The following is a 20,431-nucleotide window of genomic DNA, read 5'->3' on the forward strand; positions in this document are numbered from 1 at the left end:
ATGCAGGCTTTTCATATTCCGGGCGCTGCGCCGCTGTATACCAATACCTTCCTGCTCATTTCCGACGCAGGCCATGCCGTGGTCATTGATCCGGCGGCAGATGCGCAGACCTACGATAAAATTTTAAAGGAAAACAATGTGCAGCTCACCACCATCCTGTGCACCCACGGCCACTACGACCATGTGGGCAGCGCCGAAGCCTTGCGCACCGAGTGGAACGCAAAGCTCTACTGTGAGGCTGCCGACCTTGCAGGCGACCGCATGTATCCGCTGAGCGCAGCGGACTGCGGCTACGCAGAAGGGGAGACTGTCTCGGTAGACGAGCTGCAGTTCACAGTCTGGCACACGCCCGGCCATACGCCCGGCGGCGTGGTGCTGCTGTGCGGCGAGTATCTCTTCTGCGGCGATACCCTGTTTGCAGGCAGCATCGGCCGTACCGATCTGGAGGGCGGTAGCAGTGCACAGATGGCCGAGAGTCTGCGTAAACTGGCAAAGCTGCCCATCCCGCGCGGCACGCAGGTGCTGCCCGGCCATGGCGAGTTCTCCACCTTTGGCGATGAACTGGACAACAATTACTTCATCCGCAGCGCTGTGCGCGGCAACAATGATTTATTTTAAAGAGTGAACAACATGAAGATTTATATTACCGGCCTGCCTTCCGGCTACGAAGTGGAGCATCTGGTGCGTTTGTTTTACCCCATGGCACCGCTCACCCTCACCCCACCGGAGAACGCCGAGGACTGCGTCTGGGCAGAAAAAACGCCGGACGGCCTGCATGCACTGGTGCGTCAGGACGGCAGAAGTGCTGAACGACACGCACCGCTGCCCGCGCCTGTGGAACAGGGCGGCGAGACCCCGGAATTCAGCCTTGCCAGCCTGACCTATGATCTGCTGCGGGATTGGACCGGCATCCGCCCGCCATGGGGCAAAATGACCGGTGTGCGCCCGGTGCGGCTCATCCACGACAAGCGCGCCGCAGGCTGGACGGAAGCGGAGATCGACCACTTTTTCCTGGACCGGTTCGACTGCTCCCAGCAGAAATACCAGATGGCCAAGGCCATTGCCGACCTGCAGGAGCCAATTTTGAAAGTGGGCAATGAACCCGGGACCTACAGCCTGTACATCGGCATCCCGTTCTGCCCGTCCCGGTGCAGCTACTGCAGCTTTGTCAGCTGCAATCTGGACCGCGACCGCAAGATGGTGCAGCCTTATGTGGACTGCCTGTGCAAAGAGGTGGAAGAGATCCGCATTCAGGCTGACAAGGCGGGGCTTACCCTTTGCAGCATCTACATCGGCGGCGGCACGCCCACCAGCCTGTCTGCCGACCAGCTGCGGCAGCTGATGGGCACGGTCCGGGCGAATTTTGACCTCTCGAAGGTCGTGGAATATACGGTGGAGGCAGGCCGTCCGGACTGCACGGATGCCGAAAAGCTGGCGGTCATCAAGGAATACGGCGCTACCCGCATCTCCATCAATCCGCAGACCTTCTCGGACGAGGTGCTGGCGGGCATTGGGCGCAAGCACTCGGCGCAGGACATTCTGGACTGCTATGCCGAAGCGCGCAAGGCCGGTCATGATGATATCAACATGGACCTGATCGCCGGCCTGCCCGGCGACACGGTGGAAAGTTTTGAGCGCAGCCTGCGGCAGGCCATCGCGCTGGACCCGGAGAACATCACCGTGCACACCCTCACCCTCAAGCGCGCTTCCCGCATCGTCATTGAGGACCAGAAGGAGAACGACTACGCCGATGTCGCCGCCATGCTGGAAAAGTGCAACCTGCTGGCCGAGGCGGGTTACCGGCCCTACTACCTCTACCGCCAGAAGAATACTCTGCAGAACCTGGAAAACGTGGGCTGGTGCAAGCCGGGCCACGAGGGATATTACAACATCTATATCATGGAGGAAGTCCAGACCATCCTCTCCGCCGGTGCAGGCGGCAGCACCAAGCTGGTGGCCGACGGCGGAAAACGGATGCAGCGCATTTTCAATTTTAAGTATCCGAACGAATATATCCAGCGTTTTGCGGAGGTGCTGGAACGCAAAAAAGGAGTGGCTGATTTTTATGATCACGATTTGGGTACCCAAACGTCTGGTTGAGATCGATCTGTACAATGTGGCAGCCCGCAGCCCACAGGCACTTGCCGACCTGAGTGAGCAGAGCTATGCCCAAAGGATAGATTACGCCGCCCAGAAAGTGCAGCTTTCCGGCGCAAAGATCGTCATGCTCACCGGCCCGTCGGCCAGCGGCAAGACCACCAGCGCCCACTGTCTGGCAAAAGCTCTGCAAAAGCGCGGGACCCCGGCGCAGGTGGTCAGTCTGGATAATTTCTTCAAAGGCGCAGAGTTCTATCCGCGCCTGCCGGACGGCACGCTGGACTACGAGAACCCCGATACGCTGGATCTGCCTCTCATCAAGCAGTGCCTGCGGGAGCTGAGCGAGACGGGCAAGACCGTGCTGCCCATCTACGATTTCTCTGCCGAAAAGCGCTCGGCAGAGGTGGAGCCCATCGACCTGCAGGGCGGTGTATGCATCGTGGAGGGCATCCATGCGCTGAACCCGGAGCTGACCGGCCTTGTAAAGGGCGACGACATCTACCGCATCTATGCAGGCCTGCGGGAGGAATACTGCATCGATGGCCGCCGCGTCATCAACACGCAGGATATCCGCCTGTGCCGCCGCACCTTGCGGGACGCTGCAGCGCGCGGCCGCAGCCCGGAAAAGACCCTTGCCATGTGGGACCGCGTGCTGGACGGCGAGACGCGGTATATCAAGGGCTTCAAAACCACGGCAGACTTTTTGCTGGATACCTCCTTTACCTACGAGCTGGGCCTGATCTCCAAACTGCTGGGCGTGGTGCGCCGTCAGTTCACGCTGGAAGGCCACAATGCGGAGCTGTGGGACGAGACAGCCCGCCGCTTTGAGCATGTGGCACCGCTGGAGCTGGAGCTGCTGCCGGAGGACAGCATGCTGCGGGAATTCTACGGCGGTGCAGCCGACCGCAGGGCACAGAATGCCGATGTGTGAAATTATCGTGTGAATTTAGGCCGAATGCGAAAAAATTGTTTCCAAACCGGCACCAAACTGTAAAAAATGCGGTCCGTTCATTGCAAACGAGCGGCCTGTGCGCTATAATGGAGATAACATCCGCACATGGCCCACGATAAACAGGCCGATAGTAAGAGAGGTGTCTTTTATGGATTTCAACAAGATCAAGGAAATGGGTCTGGAATATGCCGAAAAAGGCAAGAACGCTGCGCTGGACCTGGCCGAAAAGGGCAAGACTCAGGCTTTGATCGTAAATGAGCAGGGCAAGCTGCTCAAGGCACAGCGCCAGTTGGGCGCACTGGTGTACAGTCTGGCCAAGGGCAAGGAAGAAAACCAGCCGCTGGTGGATAAGTATATCGAGATGATCGATAACATCGAGCAGGAGATCGCCCGCCTGAAAGCATCCCTGACCCCGGCGGAAGCTGCCGAGGCGGAATATGTGGTGCACGAGGAAGTTCCTGCTGACCAACCGGAAGAGCACAAAGCCTGCCCGCAGTGCGGTGCTCCCGTCTCGGACGATGCACTGTTCTGCAACAAGTGCGGTGCACAGCTGTAATAAAACGGTTCAGCAACAGGGCGGCGCTCCCCACAGGGCACCGTCCTGTTTTTGCGAGCGGAAAATGCAGGCGAAATGCGGGAAATTTGCGCACTTTGTCTTGCAAAACTGCATGAGATGCGATACAATATACAGTATCTTTTACAAGGCAGGTGAGCGCTGTGCTGGACTGGCAGCCAAAGGCACCCTATACGGCAGAGCAGCTGCTGGAAATTCTGCGTATCCTGCGGGACCCGGAGAACGGCTGTCCGTGGGATAAGGTACAGACCCATGCTTCCATCCGGAAGAACTTTCTGGAAGAGACCTGCGAAGCGCTGGAGGCCATTGATGCTGACGATCCGCAGTTGATGCAGGAAGAGCTGGGCGATGTGCTGATGCAGGTGGCGTTCCACGCGGTGATCGAAGAAGAGCGCGGGCGCTTTACTTTTGAGGATGTCTGCCGTGAGGTGTGCGAGAAGCTGGTGTTCCGGCATCCGAACATCTTTGCGTCCTCGGCGGCACAAAATGCGGGTATAAACGGCTGGGATGCGCTCAAAAATAAGGAAAAGGGCCGCACCACTCTGGCTGATGAGCTGGGCACAGTGCCGGTTACGCTGCCTGCTTTGATGCGTGCCCAGAAGCTGCAGAAGCGTGCCGACCGCTGCGGGGCAGAGCAGTCTGCGCCGGAAACGGCACGGCAGGCTTTGCAGGCAGCGCTGGACGGCTGGAACCGGGAACAGGACGCACAGGCGGCGGGAGAACTGCTGTTTGCTGCGGCCAATGCCATGCGGCTGGCTGGTGTGGACGCGGAGGAAGCGCTGACCTTTGCATCCAAGCGCTATTGTGCAGAACTGCTGGCGCAGAAAGAACAAAGCGGTACTCAGGTCGAGTGACCTGCTCCGATAGAGAAAAAAGAACACCAAGTAACAAATCTGGAGGGTATTTTTATGACGAAGACCGATCTGATCGCACAGGTTGCTGCGAACACTGAGATGAGCAAGAAGAGCGCTGAGCAGGCTGTCAATGCTGTGTTTGAAGCACTGAGCAAGGCCATGTCTGAGGGCGAAAAGATCACCATTTCCGGTTTTGGCACCTTTGAGATGCGTGAGCGCGCCGAGCGTCAGGGCATCAACCCCCGCACCCGTGAGCCGATCACCATTGCCGCTTCCCGCAGCATCGTGTTCAAGCCCGGCAAGTCCCTGAAGGACACCCTGTAAGCTGTATCTGCTTTGCCGCCGCTGCCTGCAAGAGGGTGCGGCGGCTTTTTTTGTGACAGGAGGAAGAACCATGCGTCTGGATAAATATTTGAAAGTTTCGCGTCTGATCAAGCGCCGCACCGTGGCAAACGAGGTGGCCGATGCAGGCCGCATCCTCATCAACGGCAAGATCGCCAAGGCCAGTCAGGCCGTCAAGGCGGGCGACATCATCGAGGTGACCTTCGGCAACCGGCCCATCAAGGTAAAGGTGCTCTCGGATGTGGAGCCGCGCACCAAGGATGTGGCCCGCGAGATGTACGAGATCATTGCAGAGGGCGAGCAGGCATAAAAGCCCCGGTCCGGTGCATAGGATGCACCAGAAAAGGGGAGACGAACCATGCCGGAAAAAACACCCAGAGATCCGCAGCCCGCGCCGCACGATCTGATCTTGGAAAGCCGCGCCCGCCTGACGGTGACCGGTGTGCAGAAGGTACTGCACTGCAATGCCGACAGCGCTGCCATGGAAACGGGCAAGGGCACGCTGCACCTGACCGGGGCGCAGCTGAACATGGCGGCGCTGGATCTGGAGACCGGGGAGGCGAAGTTCACCGGCCGCATCGACACGCTGGAATATACGGCCAGCGCACCGGCGGGCGGTTTCCTGCGCCGCCTGCTGCGATGATCCCGGTACTGCCGCCTGCAGCCCTTGGGCAGGAGATCGCTGCCTGCACGGTGCTGGGAGCCAGTATCGGCGCACTGCGGGCTGTATTCCCGGCCAGAGGGCGTGCAGCTTTTGTGCCGGATCTGGTGTGGATGGGTGCTGTGCTGGCTGCTGTGCAGAGCTACGCAGCAGGGCAGAGCAGTGCCGGTGTTCTGCGCTGGTACATGGCTGCGGCAGCCTTTGCCGGTGCCGGTGCAGCAGCCTTTGTGCTGGGTGCACCGCTGCGTGCAGCGGGAGGCGTTTTACAGCGCCGGGTGCTCCGGCCGGCAGAGCGGCGGCGCGCCCGGCGGAGAAAGGTGCACAAACTACGCCGCAGCGCAAAAAGAACTGCAAAAAAGCGCAAAAAGAACTTGCCAAACCAGCGCCGCATGATGTATAATTCATATGTGTTAAAGTAAGAGTCAAATGCAACGGGGGCAGAAGAGATCATGGCAGCACCGGACCGCAGAAAACGCAAGAAGAAAGTGGTCGTTAAAACGCTTGTACGGGTGTTTTTTGTCCTGCTGCTGCTGAGTATGCTGGCAGCATACATTTCCAATCAGGTCACCATCAGCTCCAAACGTGCGGAGCTGGACACGCTGAACGAGCAGATCGCCCAGCAAAAGACTGAAAACGAGGAGATGCAGCGCATTCTCAGCGGCGATGCAGACCAGATCACCGAGTGGGTCGCGCGGGATTCTTACAATTACGCTGCACCCAACGAGCGCATCTTTGTGGATGTGACCGGCAGCTGAATTGCTGCCCATTCTATGGAAAACAAGGAGTATTGAGTTTTGGCAATTGAGGTAGGGAACGTATTCGAGGGCCGCGTCACCGGTGTAAAGCCGTTTGGCGCTTTTGTCGCACTGCCGGAGGGCCGTGTAGGCATGGTCCATATTTCCGAGGTGTCCAACGAGTTCGTGCAGGACATTGCAGCTGTTCTGCACGATGGTGATATCGTCAAGGTGCAGGTGATCAACATTGCACCGGATGGCAAGATCGCGCTGTCCATCAAGCGCCTGCTGCCGCCGCCTCCGCGCCCGGCGCGTGAGGGCAGAGGCCCTGCAGGCGGTCCGCGCTCTGGTGGTCCCCGTCCGGGCGGCCCCCGCGAGGGTGGTCATTTTGGTGCAGGCCGCGGCGGCGCTGGCCGCCCCCCGCGTGAGGGCGGCAGAGGCCCTGCCCGCGACAGCGCACCCCGTGTATGGCAGCCCAAGGCTCCCGTCCGTTCCGATAACATGAGTTTTGAGGACATGATGAGCCGCTTCAAGAGCCAGAGCGAAGAGAAGATGGCCGATCTTGATCACGAGACCAATAACCGCCGCGGCGGTGGTTATGCGCCTCGCGGCCGCGGTGGCCGCCGCTGAGCGGAAAGGCCTGCGCTTTTCAAGCCGGATCAAAATAACGGAAACAGACCTGTCTCATTTGATCGGGCAGGTCTGTTTTTTCCGTAATAAAAGAAAGGAACCACAATGCCTGCAAAATTTGAACTGATCGCGCCCTGCTTTTTTGGGTGTGAATCCACTGCAAAATTTGAGCTGACCCGCATCGGCGCAGAGAATATCCGCGTGGACGATGGCCGTCTGAGCTTTGCCGGCGGCGCAGAGATGATCGCTGCTGCAAACCTCAATCTGCGCACGGTGGAGCGCGTGATGCTGCTGCTGGCCCGCTACAGGGCCGCCACCTTTGATGACCTGTTCGACGGCGTGTACGATATCCCGTGGGAGGAGCTGCTGCCCGCAGACGCAGCCTTTCCGGTCACCGGCTCTTCGCTGAACAGCCAGCTGTCCAGTGTGCCTGCCTGCCAGAGCATCATCAAAAAAGCTGTGGTCAAGCGCCTGATGGCAAAGCACCACACCTCTGTGCTGCCGGAGACCGGCGCGGAGTACAAGATCCGCTTCATGCTGCGCAAGGATCAGTGTGAGATCATGCTGGACACCACCGGCGACGGCCTGCACAAGCGCGGCTACCGCCGCAACGCCATGGAGGCACCCATCCGCGAGACTTTGGCGGCTACCATTGCAGACCTTGGCCGTGTGCGCCGTGACAGTCTGGTGGAGGACCCCTTCTGCGGCAGCGGCACGCTGCTGATCGAAGCTGCTCAGAAAGCCATGAACATTGCCCCCGGCCTGAAGCGCCGCTTTGCCGCCGAGCGCTATGGCTTTGTGCCGGCAGCCATCTGGGCTGAGCAGCGTCAGAAGGCACTGGCCGAGGCCAAGCTGGATGTGGGCTTTGAAGCCTTTGGCTATGATATCGACCCTGCCGCTGTGGCTCTGGCCAACGCCAATGCAAAGCTGGCCGGTGTGGAAAAGCGCTGCCACTTTGAAGTGGCTGATGTGGCCGACTTTGCCGCAAAGCAGGAGGCCATCGTGCTGACGAATCCCCCGTATGGCGAGCGCATGAGCACCATTGAAGGTGCTGCAAAGCTGGCCCGCACGCTGGGCCGGCAGATGGAAGCACACCCCTGTGCAGGCGTGTATGCGATCACTGCCGATATGGATTTTGAGACCCACTACGGCAAGCGTGCCAACAAGCGCCGCAAGATGTACAACGGCATGATCCCCTGCCAGCTGTATATGTACTACAGCGCGCCCAAGTTTGAGCACACTGCAAAGCCGATGCCGAAGTCCGGCTTTGACGGCAAGCGCACTGCACCGAACCGCTTTAACAAGAAGTAATTGAAAAATGTTACCTGCCGCACCGGAGCTGTCCAGTGCGGCTTTTTACATTGCAGCCGGTAATTACCGGAAAAAAACAAAGCGGGGCCTGAATTGGCAGGAGATGGAAATGGACGAAAATACAGGAAGTTTTACGCTGTGTTCCGTGCCATGTGCGGCAAAGATGAGACAAATTCATGCTCTTTTTACAAAGGATGGTTGAACCCGGACAGAAAATGGATTATACTTACCTTATTATTCTGCGGTTCTTCCGAGGAGGAAAAGGTGCGTATGAAGGGTAGGATGCGGCCATATCTGCCGGAGCTCACCATCCGGGATTACAATATCTACCTGCGCTATCTGCGCGGGGTGCGACGTCAGCTGTACGAGGCGTACGGATTATATTCCTGCCATCTGCTGCGGAGCAACGGCGTGCTGTTTGCCATCCTTTCGGACAGTCTGGCCGGGCGGCAGGCCACTTGCCAGCGCAAGCGGGTCCCGGGCACACTGGCCTGGCGCAGGCTCATGTGCCAGACCCAGGGCATCCGGCTGGCCGCACAGGTGGAGGTGCTGCTGGGCTGGCACAACCTGCAGGACCGCAAATACAGCGAGCTGCGGCCGCTCAAGCGCCTGCGCCGTGCGGTGGACCGTCTGCTGCTGCGCCGCGCCTATGAGCGTGCCGTGCAGGAGAACCCGGCGCTGGAACGGCTGTTCGTGCAGGAGCGGGATCAGGCCGTGGTGCAGATGAACCTGAGCGCCAAGAACTACTCTCTTGCCGCTGAACCCATGAGCAACATTTACGGTGCACTGTATTCCACCCTTGCCACCGACGACCCCAGCCAGCGCAAGAGCATGCGCTACATCGGCAGCAGCATCGGCCGCATTTTTTACCTGCTGGATAAGGCTGAGCGCTTTGAGATGGACAAGAGCAGCGGCCGCTACAACGTGTTCGTAGTCAACGACCTGCGGGGACAGGCTGCGGCGGTGGAGAATGCCCGCCGTCAGGCACTGGCTGCCGCCAACGATCTGATCCGCGTGTACAGTATGCTGGACATCAAATTGAACCGCGGCCTGCTGGATAACATCATGCTGCTTGGCCTGCACCATGCGGTGGAACCGCTGGAAGCAGGTGCTGAGCACGAAAACTGGGAGATCCCATGAAGCAAAACCATCAAAAAAGCTGGGCCATGGCTTACTGCGGCATTGTGGCGGCGCTGTGCGTCGCACTGATGCTGCTGGGAGCTGTGATCCCCATTGCCATGTTCATTGCGCCTGCAGTGGCAGGCTTTCTTGTTGCAACAGTCTGCGTGGAGTGCGGGATGCAGCTGGCTTTGACGGCCTATGCGGCAGTCAGCCTGCTGGCACTGCTGTTCGTGCCGGATAAGGAAGTAGCGCTGATCTTTGTGTTTTTGCTGGGGTATTACCCGCTGGCAAAGCCGAAGTTTGAGCGCATCCGCCCTGCGGTTCTGCGCATTGTCTGCAAGCTGCTGCTGTGCAACGGCACAGTGCTGGCCATGTACGGGCTGGTATTTCTGCTGGTGCCGGCGGGCAGCATTTCACAGGAGCTGCGCGCCACCGCGCTGGCTGTCTCGCTGGCAACGCTGGTCATGGGCAATGTTGCCTTTGTGCTGTACGACCGGGCATTGCATAACATGCTCATGATGTACCGGCTGGTCTGGCGGCCGAAACTTCATAAAACTTTGGGCTGGCGCTGAGCCAGCCTTTGTGCTATAATGGGGCATCAGAAAGGGGAGAGCGCAGCACACAGGTAACGCAAAGCGCCGGGCCACGCGGGTGACAGCCGCGAGGGTGACGAGGAGAGGAATCATCGAAAGATTCGGCGGATGTTTCTCCGGCTGAGGGCTAGACCAGCCGCAGAGAAGGGCAAAAAACGGCAGCAATACCGCAACAGATCCCTTCAAAGAAAGCCATACAAGAACATAAACTGTACTAGGAAGCTGACCGGATATCACTGCGCCTTTTTGCGCGGGAACGGTCGGTATGGAGGTGTTTTGTATGTGCGGCATTGTTGGTTATGTCGGTAAGCGCAGTGCGCAGGACGTGCTGCTGGATGGTCTGGAAAAGCTGGAGTATCGCGGGTACGACTCCGCCGGTGTGGCGCTTGCGCTGGACGGCGGCATCCGCGTGGTAAAAAGCAAAGGACGGCTCACCGCCCTGCGGGAAAAGCTGGCGGCGCAGCAGCTGGCACAAAGCTTCTGCGGCATCGGCCACACCCGCTGGGCTACCCATGGCGAGCCCAGCGATGTGAACAGCCACCCGCATTCGACCCCGCGTGTGAGCATTGTGCACAATGGCATCATTGAAAATTACGGCCTGCTCAAGGAGCGCTTGGCCGCAAAAGGCTATACCTTCCAGAGTGAGACGGACACCGAAGTGCTGGTAAAGTTGATCGACAGCTGCTATACCGGTGACCCGCTGCGTGCACTGCAGCAGGCGCTTGCCAAGGTGCGCGGCAGCTATGCGCTGGCCGTGCTGTTCCGGGATTACCCGGACACCATTTTTGCAGTCAAGCGGGAAAGCCCGCTGATCGTCGGCTGGGGCGAGGGCGAAAACTTTGTGGCTTCGGATATTCCGGCACTGCTCAAGTATACCCGGAAATACAGCGTGCTGGAAGAAGGGGATATGGCCGTCTGCACCACAGAGGGCATCCGCTTTTACAACGAATTTGGTGAGCCGGTGGAGCGCCAGCAGCTGACGGCGGACTGGGATATGGAAGCTGCCGAAAAGGGCGGCTATCCCCACTTTATGCTCAAGGAGATCAACGAGCAGCCTGCGGCCATTATGGCCACGGTCAGCCCCCGTGTAGAGGACGGACTGCCGGTGCTGCGCATCCCGGAGCTGACCGATGAAGTGCTGCGCGGTATTGGCCGGGTGCATCTGGTGGGCTGCGGTACGGCTATGCATGCCGGTATGGTGGGCAAATCTGCCATCGAAACGTTGGCCCGTGTGCCCGCCGAGGTGGACATTGCCAGCGAGTTCCGTTACCGGGACCCCATTCTGGAAAAAAACGATCTGGTCATCATCATCAGCCAGTCCGGCGAGACCAGCGACACGTTGGCAGCGCTCAAGCTGGCCAAGAGCCGCGGCGTGCCGGTGCTGGCCATCGTGAATGTGGTGGGCAGCTCCATTGCACGTGCCGCAGATTATGTAATGTACACCTATGCCGGGCCGGAGATCGCGGTAGCATCCACCAAGGCGTATATGGTGCAGATGTGCGTGCTGTATCTGTTTGCACTGCGGCTGGCCTACGCGCGCGGACGGCTGAACGAGGCAGAGACCCGCCGCTATACGGCCCAGCTGCTGCGCGCACCGGAGGTCATCAAGCCGCGCCTTGCAGATTGTGAGCAGATCAAGTACCTTGCCAGCCGCTATGTGAACACCCAGAGCTGCTTCTTCATTGGGCGCGGGTTCGACTATGCGCTCTCGCTGGAGGGCAGCCTGAAACTCAAGGAGATCAGCTATGTGCACTCGGATGCCTATGCAGCCGGTGAACTGAAACATGGTACCATCAGCCTGATTACCGATGGCGTGCCGGTGATCGCACTGGCCACCCAGAAACAGGTGTACGAAAAGACCATTTCCAATGCCAAGGAGACCCGCAGCCGCGGCGCAAGGGTGCTGCTGTTTACCACAAAGGATGCTGTGGTGCCGGAAGGCGTGGCAGATGCCGTGATCCGGCTGGATGAGTATGAGGATATCCTGATGCCGCTGCAGCTCATTGTGCCGTTACAGCTGTTTGCCTATTATATGGCTGTTCTGCGCGGCTGTGACGTGGATAAGCCGCGCAATCTGGCCAAGAGCGTGACCGTGGAGTGACGGCACAAAACGCAGCCAGAAAGCCCTGCACGAAACAGAAATAACAAAACAGGACCCGCTCTGAATCACTGAAGTGCATTCTGTCAAGTAGACAAAAAAATAATATAAGGTTTTTGTTCGCCGTTTCCACAAGGAGACGGCGAATTTTTTGTGCAAAATCGGTATCAGGCAGCTCGGTTCATGGCACCGACATGAGCCTGCATCGGCATTTGGATGAACAGACGGTGCTGGCAACGGCGGTTGTTGCAGCAGTCAATCGTGAAGAGTGATTGTTCTTTCTTGACATGAAAATACCCCCAGAGTACTCAGAGTTTTTGTCTCTGTCTACTCTAGGGGTAGCGTATCACATGGAATGCCAGGGCATTGTGATTTATAGATTATTTGTTTCGGCAGGAGATGTTTCCGATGCAGACGTTTCTACCGGAACATCGTCCTCCGTGTCACCGAAGTTGTCGTGGTAAGTCTGCAGCAGGTCGATCTCCTTGTTGCGCTTCAGGCCGTAGATGACCAGCTTTTTGATCACATCATAGATGACTGCAAACAGCGGCACACCTACGATCATGCCCACAAAACCCCACAGACCGCCGAACAGCAGGATGGCGAACAGTACCCAGAAACTGGAAAGACCGGTGGTGTTGCCCAGGATCTTGGGGCCGATCACGTTTCCGTCCAGCTGCTGCAGCACCAGAACGAACAGGACGAACCATAGCGCCTTGATGGGGTTCTGAATGAGGATCAGCAGGGTGGCGGGCACGGCACCGATGAACGGGCCGAAGAAGGGGATCACATTGGTCACGCCGATGATCACGGAAACCAGAAGGGCACTGGGGAACTTGAAGATCAGGCAGCCGATATAGCACAGCACGCCGATGATGGCGGAATCCATGATCTTGCCGTTGATGAAGCCGCCGAACATCTTATCGGCGTACTTCACTTCTTCCTTGATCAGCTCTGCCCAGCGGGGCTTGAAGATGCTGTAGAGCACCAGCTTGGCCTGCTGCACAAAGCGCTTGCGGCTGGCCAGCATATACACGGCCACGATGATGCCGATGATCAGGTTCTTGGCCATGGTCACTACGTTCAGCACACCCACTGCGGCACCGCTGACGATGTTCTGCATGGAGGGCAGGAGCCGGGTCTTGATCAGATCATCGATATTGGTGCTGATGGTGGCATAAGCAGAGTTGAGCATGTCCATGATCTGCTGGTTGTTCTCAATGAACTCCACATGATTCGCCCACTGCACGAACTTTGCGAGGTTGCGCTGCGCAGTGTAGTACAGGGTAGTCACGCTGGTAATGAGCTGCGGAATGATCATCATGCACAAAGCGTAGATGAGGAGCAGGCCGAACAGGATGGTCAGCGTAACGGACAGCACATTGACCAGACCATGCATCTTTTCCGGGATGAACCGGCGCAGAAAGCTCTCGATGGTGTTGCACACGGGCTTGAGCAGGTAGGCGATGACGGCACCGTAGATGAATGGCATCAGAATGCCGGTCAGCGTGGAGATGGCATCGCCAAAACCATCGAAGCGGTAGATCAGGAAAAAGAAGATGATGCTCAGGGAGATCGCTCCAAATCCTGCCAGCATCCCGTAGAGGTAGGGCTTGACGTGCGGCTTTTTGTCCATCATGATAGACTCCATTTCAGCCGCGGACAGCAGGAATCCCCGCGGCACTTATCAGATTTTGTTGCTCCTGCGCCAGATGTGCATTTTTTCGGCTTCCTTGATCAGGTCTTCACGGAAGTCGGGATGTGCTACGCTGATCAGAGCTTCGGCCTTTTCCCAGGTGGTCAGGCCCTTCAGGTTCACGCAGCCGTACTCGGTGCACAGGTAGTGGATGTTGGCACGGGTATCGGTGACGATGCTGCCGTTTTCCAGAGTGGGACGGATGCGGCTTTCCAGCTGGCCGGTCTTCTTATTAAAGAAGGTAGAGGACAGGCAGATAAAGCTCTTGCCGCCCTTGGAAAGGTATGCGCCCAGAACGAAGTCCAGCTGACCGCCGGCACCGGAGATTTGCTTGAGGCCTGCAGTCTCGGCGTTCACCTGACCGAACAGGTCGATGTCCACAGCGTTGTTGATGGAAATAAAGTTATCCAGTGCGGAGATGCTGCGGATATCGTTGGTGTAGTCCACGGGTGCAGACATGCACTCCGGGTTATCGTTCAGGTAATCGTACATTTTCTGGGTGCCGGCACCGAAGGCGTAGACCTGACGGCCCTTGTCCAGCTGCTTGCATGCACCGGTGATCTTGCCGGCCTTGGCGATATCCACAAAGGCGTCCACATACATTTCGGTGTGCACGCCCAGATCCTTCAAATCGCTCTGTGCGATCAGGCTGCCGATGGCATTGGGCATACCGCCGATGCCCAGCTGCAGGCAGGCACCGTTGGGGATCTGCGGAACGATCAGGTTGGCAACCTTCAGATCCACTTCGGTAGCAGCACCGGGAGCGGCCATCTGGCCGATGGGCGGGTTCTCGCCTTCCACGATGCCGGTGACCTGAGAAATGTGGATGCAGTTCTCCATGCCGCCAAGGCAGCGGGGCATGTTCTTGTTGACCTCAACGATGATCTTCTTGGCTTTTTCGCACACAGCACCCAGATGAGATGCACTGGGGCCGAAGTTGAAGTAGCCATGCTCGTCCATGGGGGTCACCTGGAACACCGCCACATCCAGCGGATCCGGGCTTTCGCGGTAGTAGCGGGGCAGCTCGGAATAACGGATGGGGGAGTAGAAGGAGAAGCCCTGTGCAATGGCCTTGCGCTCAATGCCGCCCATATGCCAGCTGTTCCATGTCATGTGTGCAGCGGGATCGTCGATCTGGAAGATCGCGGGCACCCACATCAGGATGCCGCCGCGGAAGTTGACACCTTCCAGCTCAGGCAGACGCTTTGCGATCTCGGCATCCACCGCCACAGGGGTGTTCACAGCCCAGCCGTAATCCACCCAGTCACCGCTTTTGACCAGTGCGGCAGCCTGAGCGGCGGTCATTTTCTTCTGAGCATACAGTTCCGTAAAATCCATTATAAACCATCCTCTCCTATAATAACATAAAGGAATTGTAAATTTATCATTTACTCTTCCTGCACGGACAAATCTTTGCAGGACGTTTACCACCTGTTGGCAATTTGAACACAGCTCTGACACAGGCGGATGATATCCTGATAACCAGCAGAAGGCAGCTGTCGGACAGGGCAGCAGATCTGCACAACTTAGTTATAACATTAACAATGTGCAGAATCAATAGTTTATCGAGAAAATTTTGACCGACTGGCAATATGGACAAAATTCGCGGAGTTTTTAGGCGATTGTTTGGTGCTGAAAAACCAAAATCTTTGAAAAAGGACTTGATAAAATTTTGACGATATGGTTTACTTATAGCGTAGCAAGCAGCTGCGATGCAGCACGACATTGATTGTTTAAATTTTAACGATAAAACGTACAGCTTGCACAAAAATCTTGCACCCAAGACTGGAAAGTGCTATCATGGCAGAACCAAAACGCGCTTTTCACAGCGCTCAAGGAGGACACCAGACGATGGCAACAGCAGTTTATCCCGGTTCGTTCGATCCGGTCACAAAAGGGCATCTCGATATCATCAAGCGCGCAGCAAAGATCAACGATCATCTGATCGTGGCGGTGCTCAACAACAGCGCAAAGAATCCGCTGTTCACCGTGGAGGAACGCGTGGAGCTTCTAAAGGAATGCTGCAAGGGCATCCAGAATGTTTCGGTGGAGAGCTTCGACGGCCTGACCGTGGAGTTCGCCAAGAAACGGCACGCTTCGGTGATGGTGCGGGGCCTGCGGGCGGTGACGGATTTTGAAAACGAGATCCAGCTTGCGCAGACCAATCACGCACTGATGCCCGGCATCGAGACCATGTTTCTGGCAACGAGCATCAAGTGGAGCTACCTTTCTTCCACCATTGTAAAAGAGGCAGCTTACTACGGCAGCGACATCGGTAAGTTCGTCACACCCAATGTGGAAAAGGCGGTCAACGAAAAGTATGCGCTGATCCGGCAGAAAAAAGACCCCGAGACCTAATTTGTAAAAGCGCTTACGGGCGTTTTGATAAAAATGGCTTACGAAAAGTAACACATACACAATTCAGGAGGCTATTCACATGAAAAAGATCGTTATCGCATCTGCATGCCGTACCGCTATTGGCAAGTTCGGCGGCACTCTGGCAAACGTTCCCGCAGTTGAGCTGGGCTCCATCGTCATCAAGGAAGCTCTGAACCGTGCAAACGTCGCTCCCGAGCAGGTCGATCATGTCTACATGGGCTGCGTCATTCAGGCCGGTCTGGGCCAGAACGTTGCTCGTCAGGCTGCTCTGAAGGCTGGTCTGCCCATCGAGACCCCGGCTGTCACCGTCAACGTGGTGTGCGGCTCCGGTCTGAACTGCGTCAACATGGCTGCTCAGATGATCGAGGCTGGCGATGCTGACATCGTGGTCGCAGGCGGCATGGAGAACATGGACATGGCTCCCTTCGCACTGCAGAAGGCTCGTTACGGCTACCGCATGGGCGCACCCATGGGCAAGAGCGAGATCGTGGATACCATGGTCAACGATGCTCTGTGGGATGCCTGCGGCTTCAACAAGCACATGGGCATGACCGCTGAGAACGTCTGCACCAACGAGACCTATCAGAAGAAGTACGGCTACAGCCCCATCACCCGTGAGATGCTGGACGAGTTCTCATACAACAGCCAGCTGAAGGCTGACAAGGCCATCAAGGACGGCGCTTTCAAGGACGAGATCGTTCCCGTTGTGATCAAGGGCAAGAAGGGCGACACCGTGTTCGATACTGATGAAGGCCCCCGTCTGAGCGCTCCTGAAGTGCTGGCAAAGCTGAAGCCCGCTTTCACCAAGGACGGCATCGTGACCGCCGGCAACTCTTCCGCCATCAATGACGGCGCTGCTGCTCTGGTCATCATGAGCGAGGAGAAGGCTAAGGAGCTGGGCGTGAAGCCTCTGGCTACCTGGGTCGCCGGTGCTCTGGCAGGCGTTGAGCCCGAAGTCATGGGCCTGGGCCCCATCGCCGCTACCAAGAAGGTCATGGCTAAGACCGGCATGAGCGTTGCTGACATGGATCTGATCGAGGCCAACGAGGCATTTGCTGCTCAGTCTGTGGCTGTCAGCCAGGCTCTGAACTTTGATATGAGCAAGGTGAACGTCAACGGCGGCGCAATTGCTCTGGGCCACCCGGTCGGCGCTTCCGGCGCTCGTATCCTGGTCACCCTGCTGTATGCTATGAAGCATCGCGGTGCACACAAGGGCCTGGCTACCCTGTGCATCGGCGGCGGCATGGGCTGCGCTACCATCGTTGAGATGGACTAAGCTTCACCTCTTGGAATCCTGACTGAATGACAGACCCGGACAGGGAAGGGAACCGGAGAGCCTTTCCTCCGTCCGGGGGCTGTTTGTGATAATTGATAAGATTTGAATAGGAGGTTTTCACAATGGCATTTGTAAAAACCGAGGTGCAGGGCGCAGTTGAGATCATTACCATCGACCGCCCCAAGGCACTGAATGCCCTGAACCCCGAAGTTCTGGCAGACCTGAAGGCAGCTTTTGAGGCTGTGGATCAGGAGACTGTCCGCTGCATCGTTCTGACCGGCGAAGGCGACAAGAGCTTCGTGGCAGGCGCAGATATCGGTTCCATGAGCACCATGACCAAGGCAGAGGGCGAGGCCTTCGGCAAGCTGGGCAATGATGTGTTCCTGATGATCGAGAGCTTCCCCATCCCCGTTATTGCAGCCGTGAACGGCTTTGCACTGGGCGGCGGCAACGAGCTGGCTATGAGCTGCGACATCCGCATCTGCTCTGACAACGCTGTGTTTGGCCAGCCGGAAGTGGGTCTGGGCATCACCCCGGGCTTCGGCGGCACCCAGCGTCTGGCACGTCTGGTCGGCATGGGTATGGCAAAGCAGCTGGTCTACTCTGCTCTGAACATCAAGGCGGACGAGGCTCTGCGCATTGGTCTGGTGAACGCTGTGTATCCTCAGGCTGAACTGATGGAGAACGTGCTGAAGCTGGCCGGCAAGATCGCAAAGAATGCACCCATCGCTGTACGCAACTGCAAGAAGGCAATCAACGGCGGCATCAGCCTGCCCATCGAGAAGGCTGTTGAGGTCGAGGAAAAGCTGTTCGGCGACTGCTTCGAGACCCACGACCAGAAGGAAGGCATGGCCTGCTTCCTGAGCCGTGAGAAACCGAAGCCCAAGGCAGTGTTCACCAACAACTAATCCATTACTACATAATTTTTGATATTAAAGGAGAGGTTTCCTATGAAGATCGGTGTTATCGGCGCTGGCACCATGGGCCAGGGCATCGCAAAGGCATTTGCACAGGTTGAGGGCAACACCGTTGCTCTGTGCGACATCAAGCAGGAGTGGGCCGAGAATGGTCTGGCAAAGATCAAGAAGGGCTACGAGAAGCTGGTTGCCAAGGGAAAGATGACGCAGGAAAAGGCAGACGCTATCGTTGCTGCCATCACCCCGGGCCTGAAGGAAGACCTGTGCGCTGACTGCGATCTGGTCGTTGAGGCTGCTTTTGAGGATATGAAGGTCAAGCAGACCACCTTCGGCGAGCTGGATAAGATCTGCAAGCCCGAGTGCATCTTCGCTTCCAACACTTCTTCTCTGTCCATCACCGAGATCGGCAAGGGCGTTAGCCGTCCGCTGGTCGGCATGCACTTCTTTAACCCCGCAGACCGCATGAAGCTGATCGAGGTCATCGCAGGCTGCAACACTCCCGCTGAGACCGTTGAGAAGATCAAGGAGATCTCTGTTGCCATCGGCAAGCAGCCGGTTCAGGTCAATGAGGCTGCAGGCTTCGTCGTCAACCGCATCCTGATCCCCATGATCAACGAAGCTGCTTTCATCAAGATGGAAGGCGTTTCCGATATCGCCGGCATCGACACCGCTATGAAGCTGGGTGCCAACCACCCCATGGGTCCCCTGGAGCTGGGCGACTTCATCGGCCTGGATATCTGCCTGGCCATCATGGATGTGCTGTACAAGGAGACCGGCGACAGCAAGTACCGTGCCTGCCCGCTGATCCGCAAGATGGTCCGCGGCGGCAACCTGGGCTGCAAGAGCGGCAAGGGCTTCTACGTTTACAACGCAGACCGCACCAAGACCCCTGTTGACCAGCTGTAAATTCTGATAAACGTTTCTCCCGACCGTGGAAAAGCGGCCGGGAGGAATTTGTTTGCACCGGGCAATTCCGGTAAATGAAAAAGACCCGTTAGGAGGATATAGCGATGGATTTTACTCTGTCCAAGCAGCAGCAGATGGTACAGAAAATGTACCGCGAGTTTGCTGAGAACGAAGTCAAGCCCCTGGCAAAGAAGGTTGATGCGGAAGAGTACTTCCCCAAAGAGACCGTCGAAAAGATGGGCAAGCTCGGCATGATGGGCATTTATTTCCCGACTGAGGTCGGCGGTGCAGGCGGCGATGTGCTGTCCTACGTCATGGCAGTGGAAGAGCTGAGCAAGGTCTGCGGCACCACCGGTGTCATCGTCTCTGCTCACACCAGCCTGTGTGCTGCTCCTATTTATGAAAATGGTACTCCCGAGCAGAAGGCAAAGTATCTGCCCAAGCTGTGCAGCGGCGAGTGGCTGGGTGCTTTCGGCCTGACCGAGCCGGGTGCCGGCACCGATGCACAGGGTCAGCAGACCTTTGCAAAGCAGGACCCCGAGACCGGTGATTGGATCCTGAACGGTTCCAAGATCTTCATCACCAACGCCGGCTACGCAAACGTCTTTATCGTTATTGCTGTCACCGATATCGTGCCCGACAAGAAGGGCCGTCCCACCAAGCAGTGCTCCGCCTTTATCGTGGAGCGCACCGACCCGGGCTTCTCCGTCGGTAAGGCTGAGGATAAGATGGGCATCCGCGGCTCTTCCACCTGCGAGCTGATCTTTGAGGACTGCCGCATCCCTGCTGACCGTATGCTGGGTGTGCGTGGCCGCGGCTTCCAGCTGGCTATGGCTACTCTGGACGGTGGCCGTATCGGCATTGCTTCTCAGGCTCTGGGCATCGCCGAGGGCGCTCTGGAAGAGACTGTTGCTTACGTCAAGGAGCGCAAGCAGTTCGGCCGCAGCATTTCCGCATTCCAGAACACCCAGTTCGAGCTGGCTGAGATGAAGGCACGCGTTGAGGCTGCAAAGTATCTGGTCTACGCTGCTGCTCTGAAGAAGCAGGAAGCAATGGATGGCAAGAAGGTCCGTTACAGCGTTGAGGCTGCTCAGGCAAAGCTGATCGCAGCCCGCACCGCAAGCGATGTGACCCGCCGCTGCCTGCAGCTGTTCGGCGGTTACGGCTACACCCGTGACTATCCCATCGAGCGCATGATGCGTGATGCCAAGATCACCGAGATCTACGAGGGCACCAGCGAAGTGCAGATGATGGTCATTTCCGGCGCGCTGCTGAAGTAAGGGAGGCAA

General features: G+C 57.5%; 23 protein-coding genes. 21 read left to right on the plus strand and 2 right to left on the minus strand.

Annotated features, from left to right (window positions below):
- From GKG34_RS00775 to glmS, 16 genes are all read left to right on the plus strand, one after another.
- Positions 1-618, plus strand: coding sequence for an MBL fold metallo-hydrolase (locus GKG34_RS00775; RefSeq protein ID WP_154255377.1), 618 nt, complete (start codon positions 1-3; stop codon positions 616-618).
- A 12-nt stretch (positions 619-630) separates the two neighbouring features.
- Positions 631-2,100 (plus strand): coproporphyrinogen dehydrogenase HemZ, encoded by a 1,470-nt coding sequence (gene hemZ, locus GKG34_RS00780; protein ID WP_154255378.1) that lies wholly within the window; start codon positions 631-633, stop codon positions 2,098-2,100.
- The gene (locus GKG34_RS00785) at positions 2,066-3,028 is read left to right on the plus strand and encodes a nucleoside kinase (RefSeq protein ID WP_154255379.1); all 963 of its coding nucleotides are present in this window, start codon (positions 2,066-2,068) and stop codon (positions 3,026-3,028) included. The genes hemZ and GKG34_RS00785 overlap by 35 nt, the downstream gene beginning before the upstream one ends.
- 169 nt (positions 3,029-3,197) lie before the next feature.
- Positions 3,198-3,605: a zinc ribbon domain-containing protein gene (locus GKG34_RS00790; RefSeq protein WP_097774820.1), complete on the plus strand. Its 408-nt coding sequence runs from the start codon at positions 3,198-3,200 to the stop codon at positions 3,603-3,605.
- Between the two features lie 161 nt (positions 3,606-3,766).
- Positions 3,767-4,477, plus strand: coding sequence for a MazG family protein (locus GKG34_RS00795; protein ID WP_044953479.1), 711 nt, complete (start codon positions 3,767-3,769; stop codon positions 4,475-4,477).
- Positions 4,478-4,531: 54 nt separating this feature from the next.
- Entirely contained in the window at positions 4,532-4,801 is a 270-nt protein-coding gene (locus tag GKG34_RS00800; RefSeq protein ID WP_005940126.1) for an HU family DNA-binding protein, read from the plus strand.
- A gap of 70 nt (positions 4,802-4,871) precedes the next feature.
- Positions 4,872-5,129: an RNA-binding S4 domain-containing protein gene (locus GKG34_RS00805; protein ID WP_005940129.1), complete on the plus strand. Its 258-nt coding sequence runs from the start codon at positions 4,872-4,874 to the stop codon at positions 5,127-5,129.
- A 48-nt stretch (positions 5,130-5,177) separates the two neighbouring features.
- On the plus strand, positions 5,178-5,462 hold the full coding sequence (locus GKG34_RS00810) for a YabP/YqfC family sporulation protein (RefSeq protein ID WP_005940132.1): 285 nt from the start codon (positions 5,178-5,180) through the stop codon (positions 5,460-5,462).
- Entirely contained in the window at positions 5,459-5,899 is a 441-nt protein-coding gene (locus tag GKG34_RS00815) for a hypothetical protein (protein ID WP_005940134.1), read from the plus strand. Before GKG34_RS00810 ends, GKG34_RS00815 begins: the two co-directional genes overlap by 4 nt.
- A gap of 30 nt (positions 5,900-5,929) precedes the next feature.
- Positions 5,930-6,235 (plus strand): septum formation initiator family protein, encoded by a 306-nt coding sequence (locus tag GKG34_RS00820; RefSeq protein WP_005940137.1) that lies wholly within the window; start codon positions 5,930-5,932, stop codon positions 6,233-6,235.
- A gap of 39 nt (positions 6,236-6,274) precedes the next feature.
- Positions 6,275-6,844, plus strand: a complete 570-nt coding sequence (locus tag GKG34_RS00825) for a S1 RNA-binding domain-containing protein (protein ID WP_005940140.1) — start codon at positions 6,275-6,277, stop codon at positions 6,842-6,844.
- A 105-nt stretch (positions 6,845-6,949) separates the two neighbouring features.
- Positions 6,950-8,155 carry a class I SAM-dependent RNA methyltransferase gene (locus GKG34_RS00830; RefSeq protein WP_005940143.1) on the plus strand — a complete coding sequence of 402 codons (1,206 nt, stop codon included), beginning with the start codon at positions 6,950-6,952 and terminating at the stop codon, positions 8,153-8,155.
- A 7-nt stretch (positions 8,156-8,162) separates the two neighbouring features.
- Entirely contained in the window at positions 8,163-8,357 is a 195-nt protein-coding gene (locus tag GKG34_RS00835) for a hypothetical protein (protein ID WP_154255380.1), read from the plus strand.
- A gap of 68 nt (positions 8,358-8,425) precedes the next feature.
- A complete protein-coding gene (locus tag GKG34_RS00840) occupies positions 8,426-9,295 on the plus strand; it encodes a DUF5685 family protein (RefSeq protein WP_154255381.1) in 870 nt (289 codons plus the stop codon).
- Positions 9,292-9,849 (plus strand): hypothetical protein, encoded by a 558-nt coding sequence (locus GKG34_RS00845; RefSeq protein ID WP_154255382.1) that lies wholly within the window; start codon positions 9,292-9,294, stop codon positions 9,847-9,849. The genes GKG34_RS00840 and GKG34_RS00845 overlap by 4 nt, the downstream gene beginning before the upstream one ends.
- A 301-nt stretch (positions 9,850-10,150) precedes the next feature.
- Positions 10,151-11,971, plus strand: coding sequence for a glutamine--fructose-6-phosphate transaminase (isomerizing) (gene glmS / locus GKG34_RS00850; protein ID WP_097774825.1), 1,821 nt, complete (start codon positions 10,151-10,153; stop codon positions 11,969-11,971).
- A 370-nt stretch (positions 11,972-12,341) separates the two neighbouring features.
- Here the strand turns inward: glmS and GKG34_RS00855 are convergent, their stop codons facing one another.
- Complete coding sequence (locus GKG34_RS00855; protein WP_173015207.1) at positions 12,342-13,607, minus strand: AI-2E family transporter; 1,266 nt, start codon at positions 13,605-13,607, stop codon at positions 12,342-12,344.
- A 48-nt stretch (positions 13,608-13,655) separates the two neighbouring features.
- On the minus strand, positions 13,656-15,002 hold the full coding sequence (locus GKG34_RS00860) for a butyryl-CoA:acetate CoA-transferase (protein ID WP_005940161.1): 1,347 nt from the start codon (positions 15,000-15,002) through the stop codon (positions 13,656-13,658).
- 513 nt (positions 15,003-15,515) lie between these two features.
- On the opposite strand from GKG34_RS00860, the gene coaD reads away from it, so the two are divergent.
- From coaD to GKG34_RS00885, 5 genes are all read left to right on the plus strand, one after another.
- Entirely contained in the window at positions 15,516-16,022 is a 507-nt protein-coding gene (gene coaD, locus GKG34_RS00865; protein ID WP_044953444.1) for a pantetheine-phosphate adenylyltransferase, read from the plus strand.
- Positions 16,023-16,101: 79 nt separating this feature from the next.
- A complete protein-coding gene (locus GKG34_RS00870) occupies positions 16,102-17,319 on the plus strand; it encodes an acetyl-CoA C-acetyltransferase (protein WP_097774827.1) in 1,218 nt (405 codons plus the stop codon).
- A 122-nt stretch (positions 17,320-17,441) separates the two neighbouring features.
- On the plus strand, positions 17,442-18,227 hold the full coding sequence (locus GKG34_RS00875; RefSeq protein ID WP_097778134.1) for an enoyl-CoA hydratase-related protein: 786 nt from the start codon (positions 17,442-17,444) through the stop codon (positions 18,225-18,227).
- Between the two features lie 42 nt (positions 18,228-18,269).
- A complete protein-coding gene (locus GKG34_RS00880) occupies positions 18,270-19,142 on the plus strand; it encodes a 3-hydroxyacyl-CoA dehydrogenase NAD-binding domain-containing protein (RefSeq protein WP_005940172.1) in 873 nt (290 codons plus the stop codon).
- A 104-nt stretch (positions 19,143-19,246) separates the two neighbouring features.
- Positions 19,247-20,422, plus strand: coding sequence for an acyl-CoA dehydrogenase family protein (locus GKG34_RS00885; RefSeq protein WP_005940174.1), 1,176 nt, complete (start codon positions 19,247-19,249; stop codon positions 20,420-20,422).
- The last annotated feature ends 9 nt before the right edge of the window (positions 20,423-20,431 follow it).

The organism is Faecalibacterium sp. BIOML-A4, assembly GCF_009679665.1.
Lineage (GTDB): Bacteria > Bacillota > Clostridia > Oscillospirales > Ruminococcaceae > Faecalibacterium > Faecalibacterium taiwanense.